Source organism: Chryseobacterium aurantiacum, assembly GCF_003020585.1.
Taxonomy (GTDB): Bacteria; Bacteroidota; Bacteroidia; order Flavobacteriales; family Weeksellaceae; genus Chryseobacterium; species Chryseobacterium aurantiacum.
On record NZ_PXUE01000003.1, the window covers coordinates 362,531 to 377,121 of the forward strand.

Below are 14,591 nucleotides of genomic sequence, written 5' to 3' on the forward strand. Positions count from 1 at the left end.
AAACATGGAAAAATACAGTTCAAAGATAGATTCCTATATTGAGAAATCGCAGGACTTTGCAAAGCCTATCCTTCATTACATCCGGGAAATAATTCATGAATATTGTCCGGAAGTAGAGGAAACCATAAAGTGGAGTTTTCCTCATTTCATTTACAAGGGGAAAAATCTTTGTGCAATGGCCTCGTTTAAGCAACATTGCACCTTTGGATTCTGGCTGGAGAAAGAGATGAAAACCATGCAGGAAATTACTCTGGATATTGAAAAAAATTCCATGTTCAGCTTGGGAAAAATTACAAAAATTGAAGATCTTCCCTCGAAACCTCAGCTTAAAAAAGCAATTCTGGAAGCCATGGAGCTTACTGATATGGGAGTTACCCTGAAAAAGGCAGCCCCATCCAAAACAGAGATGGAGGTTCCTGATTATTTTCAGGCCGCTTTAAATGCTCATTCAAAGGCATTGAGTTTCTTTGAAAAAGCAGCCCCCTCTTTCAAAAAGGAATACATCACGTGGATAGCAGAGGCCAAAACAGAAGCTACCAGAAATAAAAGAATGGAACAGGCTTTGGAATGGATTGAAGAGGGTAAAGGCAGAAACTGGAAGTACGAAAAAAAATAAACACAACACACAATGAAGAAAAAAATTACATTCTTTTTCTTCCTCATTATTTCGACATATGGATTTTCTCAGACATTTGATTTTGAGAAACAATATAAATATGCACGAGGACTTTCTTCAAAAAATCCGGACAGTTCAGAAATTGTTCTTAATACAATTATAGACTCTGCACAAAGAAGAAACTTGCCGGAATATCTTGCCAAGGCTTATTATTTAAAGTCATACAACAGCTATTTAAGGTCAGATGCAAAGAGCTGTCTTGATTATTCCGAAAAAGCATTGAAGACTTCCACACAAAACAATTATGCAATAGGAAAAGCCCTTGCCTACAGGATGCAGGGCACACAATATGCAAAACTTGGGCTTTTAAAAGAATCTTCTAAAAATTTACAAAAGGCATTAGCTGAAGTCAAAAATAATAATACGGATGAGGGTCATGAATTGAAAGGGATGATTTATAATTCTTTTTTGATTCTCCTTAACGAAAATCAGTACAAGGAAAAAGAACTTTACTCCAAAAACGCGGTTCAGGAATTTCGGAGGATCAAAAATACCCCCAGACGAAATGAACTGCTGATATCAGCCTATACCAATATGGGATATAGCTTATCTGAGGTAGGGAAATTCAAGGAAGCAAAATCTTACTTTATCCAGGCTCTTGCACTGACAGATGGCAATAACCATTATCTTAAATCCAATATTCTCAATGATATCGGGTTTTCTTTCTTTAAACAAAATAAACCGGACAGTGCCGTTTTGTATTATCAGCAGGCATTAGCCATCGTCAATAAATATGGTTTTAATGAAAAGAAAATAGAAATTACAAAAAATCTTGAAACGGTCTACACCCAGCTTCAGGATTCATCCAACGTTCAAAAATATAAAGTTGAAAATCTCAAACTGAAAGACAGCATCTCCTATAATAAAGCAATGGCGATCAATAAAACTCTTTCAAAAAAGGAAGAAAGTTTCGACAATGAACTTAGCAAAAGTCATAAATTTTCAAGAGGATTAATTATTGTTTGCCTTTTCATGGTTATGTTATTGGTCCTTGTTATCTTTAATATTATTCGCCTCAGAAAAAAGCACAAGGAAGTGGTTGCCAAAATATACCGGGACGGGATTACACCGCCTGCCTATGAAGAGGATTCCAGTGACGTTGCCGAGGAAATTCAACCTCAGCACAGTAATATTCCGGCGGAAGTAAAAATTTCCCCTGAGGCAGAGGAAAATATTTTAAACGGATTAAAAAACTTTGAAGAGAGTCTTCATTTTAACAGCAAGAATATTTCACGCTATAACCTAGCCAATCTCCTGAATATAAACACAAAGTATCTTTCAGCGGTTATAAAGAAACATAAGAATCTTAACTTCAATCAGTATATCAATCAGCTTAGGATCAACTATATTGTAAACCAACTAAAAAATGACCCGCAATATCGAAAGTACAAGATCAATCATCTTGCCGAAATTACGGGTTATTCTTCTCACAGTGCTTTTTCCATTGAGTTTAAAAGAATCACAGGATTACATCCTTCAGCCTTTATCAAAACTCTTGGAGAGGTTACATAAATTACTGTTCTGCAATGGTAAGGTTGTTATACCCACCTGCATTATTTAATGAAAAATTGGCAGTATTTGAATTATTTAAATTAAACCAGATGTATGGCATTAGCCTTTGTCCTGTAGTCATATAGAATGATGCTGTACAGTTGCTTCCAGCATCAATATTGGTTAAACTATTGGAAGACATTGTATTGACGCACTTTACAGTGTTTACAATATTGGTACCGAGCAGGCCTGTTGTATTATCATACAATTGCCAGATCGCCTCTATCTGAATCGGGTTTAAAACATCTGTAGTATAATTGATGGCAAGGGGGGCAAGGTCCGTAGTGAAAGAAGCCACATAAACCCCATTTCTGGGTGCTGTAAAAACCCCTGTAGATGCATTAAAGCTTGTTCCGGAATTGCTTTCAAAGGTTTTAGTCCAATCTACCAGATAATTACTGGCTCTGTTTTGTAAGCCTGCATTTATTGTAGAGGTTGATGGTACCGCTAGCTTTACATTATTATTTGTCTTGGCTGCAATAACAATAATCTTATTATTTGCCGGCTGAGCCGTGAGTAGTGGCAGCCACTCTTTTCCGTTAGAATATTCTACTCCGCTATTGTATCGAACAGCCCCTTCATCCGCCAAAGCGGCCGTTAGTGAAGATGTTCCGAAGCCAATAGCACCATTTCCGGAGTTTCTGCCATCTACCTTTACAGCAGGACTATGTGTGCCCACTCCCACTCTTCCAGCGCTATTAATCAGAATATCATTACTTTGCTGAGCAGGAGTAAATACCGTCCCCGAAACGGGGTTATCTGCCTTTCCATCAATATGCAAAATGCCTTGTGGATTGGGCGTATTGATTCCAATCTGCGAAAACGCATAATTGAAACCTAAAGTCATCAAAATCAGTAAACAGTTTTTTTTCATCATTAATTTTTTTATAATCCGAAAATACTTAAAGAAGTAAGGGTTGCGTCTGCATCCAGTGTTTTTGCGCTGCCTAGTTTTTGATTAAGGCTTACCGTAATATTATCTCCTTTGATCAGGTTAAAGATTCCTGAACAATTTCCGGCAATACGATTCCCAATGGTATTATTTCCGGGATAGCTTCCCACACACTTGAAAACCGTATTGGTAGAAGCAGAAGTAGAATTGGTCTGGATCAGGGTTTCATATCGTGAATCATTTACAACACTTCCTGAAGCTAAGGAAAATGTAAAGGAAACAACGTAAACACCCGTTTTGGAAGCGATAAAAGTACCCGTCCCTGCATTAAAACTACTATTCACATCTGTTTTCTTTGTCCAGCCAGTAACAGGAGTCTGTATATTATTGCTAAAGCTTTGTCCGGAGGCATTTTCAGCATCCACAAAATCATTTGAAACCTTATGTGCCAATGTTACCCAAGATGTACCATTAGAATAACTTAGATCCTGTGTGCCGGAGTTGTATCTTAATGCTCCTGCTTTTGCCGCCGCTGCTGTTTGCGAGGTTCCTCCAACACCAATTGCATTTACTTTTTCTTGTGACCGCAGGTCTAGCCTTGTTTTGGGTGATTTTGTTCCCACGCCCATGTTACCGGTAGAAGTTACCACTACATCATCATAGTAAGTAGAAGGTACTGAAACAGAAGTATTTTTTTGTCCATCCACATGAAGTGCTCTTTCGGGCGCAGACATATTGATACCCACTTGTGCATTAACCTCTAAACTTCCGAAAATGATTAGAGCTGGTATTAATTTTTTTATCATATCAAAATGTGTTATTGTTCTAATATCGAAATATTTACAAATCCGTAGTCGTTACTTGAAGACGAAGTATTTGTTCGTAAGCTTAAACTTCCATTGTACACGGACTGATAGATCTGGGGTTGAAGTGTATCTCCTTTGTTCAGCTGTACTCCTGCGACACATGACCCTGCCACCTGAGCCTGTTTTGAAATATTGGAAAATGATTTTACGCACTTTTTAACAGTGGTATTTCCATTCACTACATATCTTGCTTCAGAAAAATATCCGGATTCAATAGGGATTCTTACAAAATCATATGTAAAAGACACCAGATAAACCCCGGTTCTTGGTGCTGTAAACGTTCCGGTGGTGGGAGTAAAGTCACCCGTTGGATCTGTAATTTCGTTCCATCCCAGAACGCTGGTAGAAACTTGATAAGGAATTTTAATAGCAAAGCTGGCTGCTTCTATATTAGCTACCACTACCGCTTTGGTAGGAGTAGATATAAGATCCTGCCACACTACTCCATCTGAATATTGCATTTTCCCGCCATTTAAAGGATTATATCTTACTGCGCCACCTCCTGCTGCAGAAGCAATTTGAGAAGTTTCTCCAATACCAATCGAATTATCTGTATTGTCTGGAGAGCGGGTATCTATTTTTACGATCGGAAGCAATGTTCCTATTCCCAGCTCACCGGAAGAAGTAATCACCACATCATTGGCAGCCTGTACTGAAGCTATATTTCCTGATGCAGGATTATCTTTCCCTCCATCCACATGAAACATTCCTTGAGGGTTTGGTGTATTGATACCTACCTGTGCTATAGAAAAGTTAAAAGTAAGACATCCTGTGATCAGAATACCTTTCATCAGAAAGTTCAAGTTTTTCATGTAATTTGTGGTTTTAAAAATGTGTATTATTTTCTGTGTCAAAGATAAACCCAAAAGAATGTCGTACACAATAGCCACGCTAACAACCAAAAACAAAATAACTGAAAAACAATACGTTACATCGTTTTTTACAATATCAAAATTCGGTATTTTAATATATTTAAGAAATAAAAAAAGAATTTTTCAGGAATTTTTAAAATGATATTTTCTCTATACCAGTCTTTGGCTTCTAATGGAACCTAAAGTTAGCTTCTGGTAAAGTATTATTTTTTAAGAAAGCTTCATATTCAGGAGACAGCTGCGCACGGCCAAAAGTATTTTCACCGCTCATACTTCCCAGACGCACCTTATCTTTTCCATATTTTCTGTTCATGGCATCCATCGCTTTCATCACTGGAAGGTGCTGATTTTGGATATCTTCTTCAAAAAGGCTGATCTGCCTTTGGTCTTCCGGAACAAAGTCGTTTACCATAACCCCTGCTCTTTTATAATGAAATCCTTCCCTGTAGATGGCTTCAAAAAGTTCGTTGACAACCCTTCCTATTAAAATGGAAGAATTGGTAGGATTGGGAAGAATTTGGGTCATCCCGTTCCTATATTCAGGAAGGTCTTTTCTGAATCTGTTGGTTTGTACAAATACCGTTATCATCCTGCAACAGGTATTTTGCTTGCGTAATCTTTCCGAACAATACATTCCAAAGGTTTCCACCCGCTCTCGGATCTCTTCCTTATCTGTAAGCATTTGCATAAAACTTCGGGTAACAGCAATTGATTTTTTGGGTGACGGGGCATCCAATTCCAGCTGACGAATTCCTTTCAACTCATTCATCATTCTTATTCCGTGAATTCCCATGATTTTCCTTACCCAAGCTTCCGGCTTCTGAAGAAGATCCCATGCCTTATAAACCCCACTATCATTCATTTTTACAGCCAGCTTTCTTCCAATTCCCCATACATCGCTAATATTAAGCCATTTCAAGGCCTTTTCAATTTTCTCCGGAGTATCCATGATATAAACACCGTTAAATTGCTTTGGGAAATCCTTTACAATTCTGTTGGCAACCTTACACAGAGTTTTGGTGGGGGCAATTCCTATACTTACAGGAATATTTTCTTTCTCATCAATTTCTTCCTTAATTTTAAAACAGTAATCATAAATATCAATATATTTAAACCCTGTCAAATCGAGAAAAAGTTCATCAATACTATACACCTCAAAGTCCAAAACATAGGAGCTGGCGATATGAATAACCTGCTGGCTTTTGTAATTATAAAGTTCAAATTTTGCAGAAAAGCTTTTTACATCATGCTGTTGGAAAAGTTCCTTGTATTTGAAAGCCGGTGCAGCCATAGGAATACCCAGATCTTTCGCTTCTTTGCTTCGGGACACAACACATCCGTCGTTGTTGGAAAGAACCACAACGGGTTTGCCCTCCAGTGTAGGATCCAAAGTCCTTTCACAGGAAACAAAAAAATTGTTACAATCTACAAGCGCATACATGACGTATCTTGAATATATATGCAAAATTATTGTTTTTAAAGAATAAAATAATCTTTTGACTCACAATTAACATTAGATTTAACACCCTGAAAAACAAATGAATAATATTTTTAAATGCGACAACTTTTGTCGCATTATCATGGTACTTTTGTTTTCAAAAACATTTTTCTATTCCTCTTTTTTTGCTTTCATTTTAAATTAAAACACGTCAATTTTTGTCGTTTCCCACTGCTACCTTTGCTTTAAAATTACTAAGATTATGGACAAAGTAACATCGGAACGTATTCAGAAACTTCACCCGCTGGTAAGAGATGAAGTGAAGCAAATTATCAAGGAATGTGACGAAGCTCTTACCGGAAGAGCCAAAATAAGAATCACCCAAGGACTAAGATCGTTTGAGGAACAGGAAAAGCTCTATGCCATAGGAAGAATTACTTCCGGAAAAAAAGTGACCAATGCCAAAGCAGGACAAAGTATTCACAACTATGGTTTTGCTGTAGACATGTGCCTGATGATTGACGAAAAAGTAGCAAGTTGGGATACGGTAAAAGACTGGGATAACGATAAAGTTGCCGACTGGTATGAGTGTGTAAAGGTTTTTGCCAGACATGGCTGGGACTGGGGTGGAAACTGGAAAACATTCAAGGATCTTCCTCATTTTGAAAAAAAGAACATTCCATCTAAAAAAGGACCTATAAAAATCAGCTGGAGGAAACTCCTAAAGATGCCAAGGGATAAGGCAGGCTATGTTATACTATAACCTTCCGAAAGGATGAATTACCATATTTATTATAAATCTGCCTTGAAAAATTCCGGGAAAAAACTTTTTTTAAAGTTTCTCAGAAATAAAATAACCGTGTCTCTAAGTTGCTTATTTTCAGAGCTATTTTTTATCGAAAATTAATTAAATGTTCAGATAATACGACAAGTTCTGTCGCTTCTCCGTCCTATCTTTGATCTACAAGAAAACAACAAAAAAGATAATGAAAATCAGATATATAGCTCAAAAAAACACAAGACACAAAACTGATATCTGAAATAAAAATTATCCGGATTCTTAAAAAACAAATAAAAATATCACATGAAAAAGACAACCATTCTTTCTTTGGACGGAGGCGGAATAAGAGGAATTATTACCTGCATTATTCTGCGCTACATAGAAGAACAGCTCCAGTATTATGATAAACCCACTGCTAAGCTCGGGGATTATTTTGATTTGGTAGCAGGCAGCAGCACAGGAGGTTTGATCGCGTCAATTATCCTGTGCCCCGATGAAGTTCGTAAAGCGAAATATTCCATTCAGAAAGGTTTGGAATTGTATGCTGAAAAAGGCGGTGATATCTTCCAGGTTTCCTTTTGGGAAAAACTCGTTAATCCATTTGGATTGTTGAATGAAAGAATTTCTCAGGAAGCTCTTCAGAAAAATCTGAACGACTTTTTTGGAAATCTAGAATTAAAGGAATTAATAAAACCATGTTTAATAACAAGTTATGATATAGAAAACAGGCGAGCAAAGCTTTTCAATTCCTGGGAGGCCCACCTCAGCACAGATAATTTTTATGTAAAAGATGTTTGCAGAGCCACATCAGCAGCTCCCACCTATTTTAGCCCTGTACAGATTAAATCTATGTATGGACAAATCTTTAGCCTCATTGATGGCGGTATGTTTGCAAACAACCCCGCTCTTTGCGCTTATGCAGAGGCAAGAAAAATCCCTTTTGCAGAGGTTTTAAAAAATCATCAGAAAGCTAACCACCCTGGAGTTAATGACATGATTATCATCTCTATAGGGACAGGAATTGAGGCCAGACCTTATTCTTTTAAAAGACTGGAAAAAGCCGGAAAAATTGGCTGGGTAAATCCTATTATTGATATCTTAATGTCTGCCAATGCCGAAACAGTTGATTATCAGCTGGGTCAAATGTTTCAAACCTTAGGATTGAGAAATCAGAAAAACTATTACCGCCTCAATCCATCTTTGAAAAATGCCTCTCCGGCAATGGATAATGTAAGACGCTCTAATATTGAAAACCTGATACAGGCAGGGCTGAGCTATATTGATGATAACAGAGAAACATTGAACCAAATTGTTCAGAAGCTCATCAAAAACAAAATATAAGTTTTTAAGCTTATAAATACTCAATATAAGCTTAAAAGATTATATCATCAAATTGAAAAATATTTTTTTAACACGTCAAGTTTTGTCGCTCCCCACCCCTACTTTTGTAGTATAAACAAAGCCACAAAATAACAATCAACAAAAACTTTAAAAGCCTTTGATTTCAACATTCATCAATGCTGAACAGCCCAAAATATGTTCAAAATATAACCAACACCTTATCACAAAAAACATGGAAACGCCAACTCACAACACAGATACAATCTTCGATGAAGATCTCTACACCATAGAGTGGAGTGACATCGAAAATGCAGAGATGGACTATGAAAACTATCTCAATGACATTGAAAACTTCTTCAGAACAGACTTTGAAGATGATGTTCTGGAAGAAGACACCATTTAATATATACTTTTAAACACAACACGTTCTGCTGCTGTTCAGTCACTTCCCTACTATACACCAACAGTCTCATTACATTATTCTCGAATCCTTTGAATCACCATCACAAAATGCTGAACAGCCGGAACTGTGTTTAAAATGATCATAAAATCCTAAAATATCCCCCAAAAGTGGAAACATAGCCTATAACCACTCCAAAAACACGGCTACAATACATTGAAACCTTTCAACAGAGGGTTTCAGATATCACTTATTTATTAAATCACATTTTTATGAGAACAAAAGAAGAACTAAAAGTCTATTTCGAAAATGGAGACATTCCAAAACAGGAAGAATTTTGGGAATGGCAGGAATCCTACTGGCATAAGGAGGAAAAGATTCCAGCAGAAAAGCTAAACTATGATTTTTCCAAAAAAGCAGATCTTGTAGACGGAATAGTTCCAGCTTCACAATTACCAAGCTATGTAGATGATGTTCTAGAATTTGATACTTTTTCTAATTTTCCTCCAGCTGGGGAATCCGGAAAGATTTATATCACCAAAGACCACAATAAACTCTACCGATGGACAGGGGCCAGATACATTGATATTACCCAGGGTGAGCTTGGAACCCTGCAATCCGTTACCGATAGAGGAAATGAAACTACTAAATCCATCAATATACAAGGAATAAGCTATGGTGGATCTTCTGCTTTAAACAATATTATAATTAATGATAAAGTTGATGACTTAAATGTTAATTCCAGTAATACTATTTCAATAGGTAAAAATTCAAAACCCTATGGCTCTGATCATCTCATTATTGGAAACTCCACATACGTTACATCTGATGGCAGTTCTATAGGAAATACAGTTATTGGTAACTCCAGCTACTCAAACGGACTATCCTCGAATGACAATACGGTTATTGGATACTCCGCTTTTGGTAATGCCAAGCAAACCAATGGCAATACCATTATAGGAACTTATGCAGCAAATTGGGGTGGAGACGGTAACAGTCTGAACATCATTTTAGGTCAAAATGCAGGTTCGGCGCTCTCTGCAGGCTCAAGCAGTAATATTATAATGGGTAATAATTCTGCATTTGCAAACGCTCAATTACAAAACAGCTTATATATTCACAATAATAAGTCAGGAAATTCTGTAACATTATCTGATGCTTTAATCTCCGGAAACTTCGTAGACCGCTATGTAAATCTGAATGGTAAATTATCAATTACACCCAATCAGATTCCAGCAGCTGACTCAAGTTACACCAAAAATATTGTTGCAAGACCTGATGGAACATTCGGTTGGGAAGATAAAGCCTCTTCTGAGTCTGTTCCATTAGCCGGAACAATCTCTAATAAGCCAGTAACAGGAGACATTGTTATCAAAGATATGGCTAACAATAGTTTTACCAGACTTTCTAAAGGTGCCGTTTTCTGTTCAGATAAGACACAAAACGGAACTCTTATGGGCCATTCTACATTTACATTCCTTGAACAATTTGATGGTCCGGTAGCTGAAATTACAAAAAAAGGAATTACTACAATTGAGCCTACTTATCTGATTAGTTGTGGTGGGGCTGATGTAAGAGGGCTTTCGGGATCATCCGATTATACGAATAATGTAACGGATCTTGATTATATCCAGAAGAAATATGCAGACAGGCAACACTCTTATTCAAGAGAAGAAGTAAAAACCGGAGGGTTATGGATTGACAATAAACCCATCTATAGAAAAACAGTTGTTTTTTCTCAAATTCCAGATCACGGAATTATTCAGATAGACAAAATCTTCGAAGACATGGAAATTATCGTTTCCAATAAGATGTTTACAGAGTGGTATGATATGAAAGCAGATTTTTCAGGGAACCAATTAAGAGGTGAAGCTTTCATCTCACTCCAAAAAGAGTTTGTACAGTTTCAGCTGAAAGGTATTCCTAATTATAATTATTCTTCAATTAATTCTTTCACGCTTACTCTCGAATACACCAAGAAAGGAGATCAACCGGCCTAATATCAATAATCACTTAACACAAAAACAGCAAAATATTAAAATGGCAACAAACGAAACAAATAATACTGCACCACAAACCTTATTTAGATTTGTGAGTTTAAGAAATCCTGAATTGACAGAAACTAAAAAAGTCAATCTAGGTTTCATTCACAGACCAACACAATTGAAAAGTTCTTTTGATTCAGCAATTAATCCTGGAAGCACCGCTTTGGAAAAATTCAGGGCATTGGAAAATGCTGCTAAAACATTCAATACAACAGGTTATCAAAGTGAAATCGAAATTGAAGGCAGTTCTCTTTCTGAAGCTCTTAAAATAGGAAGAAAGATTGCAAAAAAAGAAGTTATTACAGCATTAGATGAAATTACAGCCAAAAATCTATACAACAGCAGTGCAATTCAAAGTAAACTAGGACAAGTTTGGGATAATCTTATTTATCAAACTGTTACCCAAAACAACTTTTACGTTAAAGAAGCTTTAGTACACATTTTAAGAGCCTTTCACTTCGGATATGTCTGTGACTTACCTGCCACTCCGGAATTAATAAAAGTCAACGGAGAAGATTTAAAAGCAAAAGCATTGGAAGCAAGAGTTGTTCTCCCAATGAAGTTGTTCGGAGATGGCTATGAAGGAGAAAATACAGATTCTACTTCTAATGGAAGTGGAAATGCTTTTCAGGTCAATGTTTCTAAAATTGGAGATGGAGTTATCAATGGAACAGCCCTTTCAATGGCAGCCCAACAACAATTAAAAGCCGAAGGGGAGAGAATTTCAGAATTATCCCATCTTACCTTTGAAAAAGACGGATTGATCCAGTTGAGATCTGAGCTGGAAGCGACTCAGAAGACATTCAATACTTTAAGAGCCAAAGCATATGATGCTGCTTACAAAGAGTACATGAATACTCATCAGGCTGATGTTGAAAAATATGACAATATGCATGAAAGCATTAAGTCACAAATTGCAAATGGAGGTTTAACGCAGGAACAGATCGATGCCCTGTATGCTTCATTGGAAGCATTAAAAGTTCCACCTTTCAAATTTGAGTATAAAAATGAAATTAATTTTGGAGATCTGAAAGAGAAACTTTCGTTAGATTCTTTTAAATTATTTGTCAATATTTTCACAAAGGTAACAAGTGAAGAAAAACCTGAAAACGGATTGGATTTTTCAACGATTACGGTTTTAAATGACAGAAAGCTGCAATTGGGCAGAGTTGAGGTTTCAATTACAGATGAATTTGATACTTATCCTGAAATTTTTGAAAAAATGGATGAAGAAACGACTTCAAAAGTTCAGACTTTATTCCAGAAATCTCCATCTCTTGAACAAACTTATGCAAGCATCGGAGGAGTATTAATTCCTGTTGTTAATTCTTACAGTGCTGCGTCCCGTATTGTTCCAAGATCCTATTATCTAAAAACATCATACGAACCTGTCTCTTCCAGAATGCCAGCAACGGCTACATTCTATTATCAGGCTGAAAGTAATGCCTGGGGAGCCGCTTCTGTAACAATCAATGCCAGCACTGATTTCGGGCTTTATGAAGAAAACTTTTCCAATATTGAAGTTATAGATAACAAAGTGGAACTGCCCTTATTCTTAATTGACAAGTTTGGCAAGTTTATCCGTTCTCTGGACATTAAAATTCATTTCAATAATGGAAAAGAAGCTTCGTTACGTCTTTCTGCAATTGAACTTAACAAGACTTTTACAGGTATTCTTTATACTGAAGAAACAAAAGATGAAGGTGAAAACCCAACCGAAGGAGGCGGCCAGTATAAGCAGGGAACCTTTATTCCTAAACACTTTGGGGTAAAAAGATTGGGAATTGCAGATTACTTAAAAGTTGTACAGACAACCCATGCCTATGTTCCGGGTGAGGTCACTCACATCGAAAACATTATGGCAAAAGAGTTTAAACAAAAATCAACACGTAGACTGAGAAGAAGTGAAATCCAAACTACAACTTCCAAATCTACGGAGAGAGAAACTCTAAGCGATACTACTACCACAACAAGAAACGACATGCAATCTGAAGTTGCCAATGTTATCCAACAGGACATCAATACCGAAGCGCATTTCAGATATGGAGGTATGGGTAAATCTTTTGAAGTAGGAGGAAGTTTTGCAGCCAGAAACTCTAAAGAAAACAGTACCAGACAGGCTATTTCGAAATCTCAGGAAATCACAGAAAAAGCTACGGAAAGAATCCTTACCAAAGTAGCGGAAGAAAGGATTGAAAAAATTATTGAGGAGTTTGAAGAAAACAATGCTCATGGTTATGATAACAGAAATGGAGACAAGCATGTAGTGGGTATCTACAGATGGGTAGATAAAAAGATGAAAAACCAGATCTTCAACTACGGTAAACGTACCATGTTTGAATTTATGGTTCCTGAGCCGGCGAGACTTCATAATCTTGCAGCAGCTTCGTCAAAATCTGACCAATTAGTTCCACCGTTAGACCCAAGAAGTGGTACCGACAAATGGAAAATGGAAAGTGCTAAAAAAGCGACTAGGGAACAGGTTGAATACTGGGCTAATCACTATGGTGTAAAGCTTACAGATCAGCCGAAATCTCCAATTAACCTTATTTTAGGAAAACAATGGGATAAAATAGACGGAAACGGAGAAACAAAACACAGACAAATTGATATTCCTGACAATTATGAAGCTAGTGCCGTAAAAATGTACTATGGTTTCGAAAGAGACTCTCCTGGTAAAAATATTTTATATACAAGTGATTTCACGGGAGGTATGAAGGAATTTATCAGCCATATTAAATCTGTTGATGAAACAGCCTATTTTACACCACAAAATGTAACGGGATCATTCGATTTCTTATACAGATGTGTAAATATTGATTCTGTAAATATCGCATTTGAAATTACTTGTAAACTTTCTGCAGCCTATATGTCAACATGGCTATTAGAAAACTTTACAGCCATTATCAAAGCTTATGATGAGGCTTATGCCATTTTCGCAGAGAAAAAAGCAGAAATAGAGAAAAAAGCTAAAGAGGAAGAAGAGAAAAACAGAGAAACACTTAATACAAGTAATTTCTTCCGTAGTATGGAATCTGTCATCCTAAAGCATAACTGTATTGCCTACCTGTTGCAGGATTATGGTTCACTTGGAAAAGATTTCACGAATGGAGTAGAAAAAATGCAGGACTTCAGTATTGTATTAAGCGATGACCTTGAGCAATATACCGCATTGGCAAAATTCATGGAACAAGCTTTTGAATGGAGCATTATGGATTATACTTTCTATCCTTACTATTGGGGAGATAAAGCCAAATGGCAGCAAATGTATCTGTCTCAAAGTACGGATCCTTTATTCAGAAACTTCCTTCAGGCAGGGATGGCAAGGGTAATTGTTACTGTAAAACCAGGATTTGAAGATGCAGTACAGTTCTTTATGTCTACAGGAAAAATTTGGAACGGTGGAGAGGTTCCGGTAATCGGAGATCCAATGTACCTAAGTATTGTAGACGAATTGCGTGAGCCGGTAGGTGTAAAACAAGGAAAAGCATGGATTACGGTACTTCCTACTTCTCTAAACATTCTACAGGAAGGGTCCGCAGGTTTACAAACCCTTACGGCATTGCCATTTACTAAGGAAAACCTTGAAGATTTCGAAGTTCCTTCTGATGTAGTCACAGAGGATGTCAATTTTAAAAAGAATAATAACCTACTGGGTGTTCAAAATTCGGGAACCTCTTCAGAGAAAGTTATTTCTGGAGACTGGCAATAATTTAACTATCAACCAAT

General features: G+C 36.9%; 11 protein-coding genes. 7 read left to right on the forward strand and 4 right to left on the reverse strand.

Features of this window, described 5'->3' with window-relative positions:
- Positions 1–4: 4 nt before the first annotated feature.
- Both C7D53_RS13780 and C7D53_RS13785 read left to right on the forward strand, forming a co-directional pair.
- Positions 5–616 (forward strand): YdeI/OmpD-associated family protein, encoded by a 612-nt coding sequence (locus C7D53_RS13780; RefSeq protein WP_106917018.1) that lies wholly within the window; start codon positions 5–7, stop codon positions 614–616.
- A 12-nt stretch (positions 617–628) separates the two neighbouring features.
- Positions 629–2,188 (forward strand): tetratricopeptide repeat protein, encoded by a 1,560-nt coding sequence (locus C7D53_RS13785; RefSeq protein ID WP_106917019.1) that lies wholly within the window; start codon positions 629–631, stop codon positions 2,186–2,188.
- A 1-nt stretch (position 2,189) separates the two neighbouring features.
- On the opposite strand, the gene C7D53_RS13790 is transcribed toward C7D53_RS13785, so the two are convergent.
- The 4 genes from C7D53_RS13790 to C7D53_RS13805 form a co-directional block, all read right to left on the reverse strand.
- Entirely contained in the window at positions 2,190–3,101 is a 912-nt protein-coding gene (locus C7D53_RS13790; protein ID WP_162926176.1) for a hypothetical protein, read from the reverse strand.
- Between the two features lie 11 nt (positions 3,102–3,112).
- Positions 3,113–3,925 (reverse strand): hypothetical protein, encoded by an 813-nt coding sequence (locus tag C7D53_RS13795; protein WP_106917021.1) that lies wholly within the window; start codon positions 3,923–3,925, stop codon positions 3,113–3,115.
- Between the two features lie 11 nt (positions 3,926–3,936).
- Positions 3,937–4,797 carry a C1q-like domain-containing protein gene (locus tag C7D53_RS13800; RefSeq protein ID WP_106917022.1) on the reverse strand — a complete coding sequence of 287 codons (861 nt, stop codon included), beginning with the start codon at positions 4,795–4,797 and terminating at the stop codon, positions 3,937–3,939.
- A gap of 229 nt (positions 4,798–5,026) precedes the next feature.
- Complete coding sequence (locus C7D53_RS13805) at positions 5,027–6,322, reverse strand: Y-family DNA polymerase (protein ID WP_228422348.1); 1,296 nt, start codon at positions 6,320–6,322, stop codon at positions 5,027–5,029.
- 235 nt (positions 6,323–6,557) lie between these two features.
- Between C7D53_RS13805 and C7D53_RS13810 the strand changes: the two genes are divergently transcribed.
- From C7D53_RS13810 to C7D53_RS21165, 5 genes are all read left to right on the forward strand, one after another.
- Entirely contained in the window at positions 6,558–7,058 is a 501-nt protein-coding gene (locus tag C7D53_RS13810; protein ID WP_106917024.1) for a M15 family metallopeptidase, read from the forward strand.
- A gap of 321 nt (positions 7,059–7,379) precedes the next feature.
- Positions 7,380–8,417, forward strand: coding sequence for a patatin-like phospholipase family protein (locus C7D53_RS13815; protein ID WP_106917025.1), 1,038 nt, complete (start codon positions 7,380–7,382; stop codon positions 8,415–8,417).
- 232 nt (positions 8,418–8,649) lie between these two features.
- On the forward strand, positions 8,650–8,820 hold the full coding sequence (locus C7D53_RS13820) for a hypothetical protein (protein WP_162926177.1): 171 nt from the start codon (positions 8,650–8,652) through the stop codon (positions 8,818–8,820).
- Between the two features lie 269 nt (positions 8,821–9,089).
- Positions 9,090–10,817, forward strand: a complete 1,728-nt coding sequence (locus C7D53_RS13825; protein WP_106917027.1) for a hypothetical protein — start codon at positions 9,090–9,092, stop codon at positions 10,815–10,817.
- 40 nt (positions 10,818–10,857) lie between these two features.
- The gene (locus C7D53_RS21165; protein ID WP_228422350.1) at positions 10,858–14,574 is read left to right on the forward strand and encodes a hypothetical protein; all 3,717 of its coding nucleotides are present in this window, start codon (positions 10,858–10,860) and stop codon (positions 14,572–14,574) included.
- The last annotated feature ends 17 nt before the right edge of the window (positions 14,575–14,591 follow it).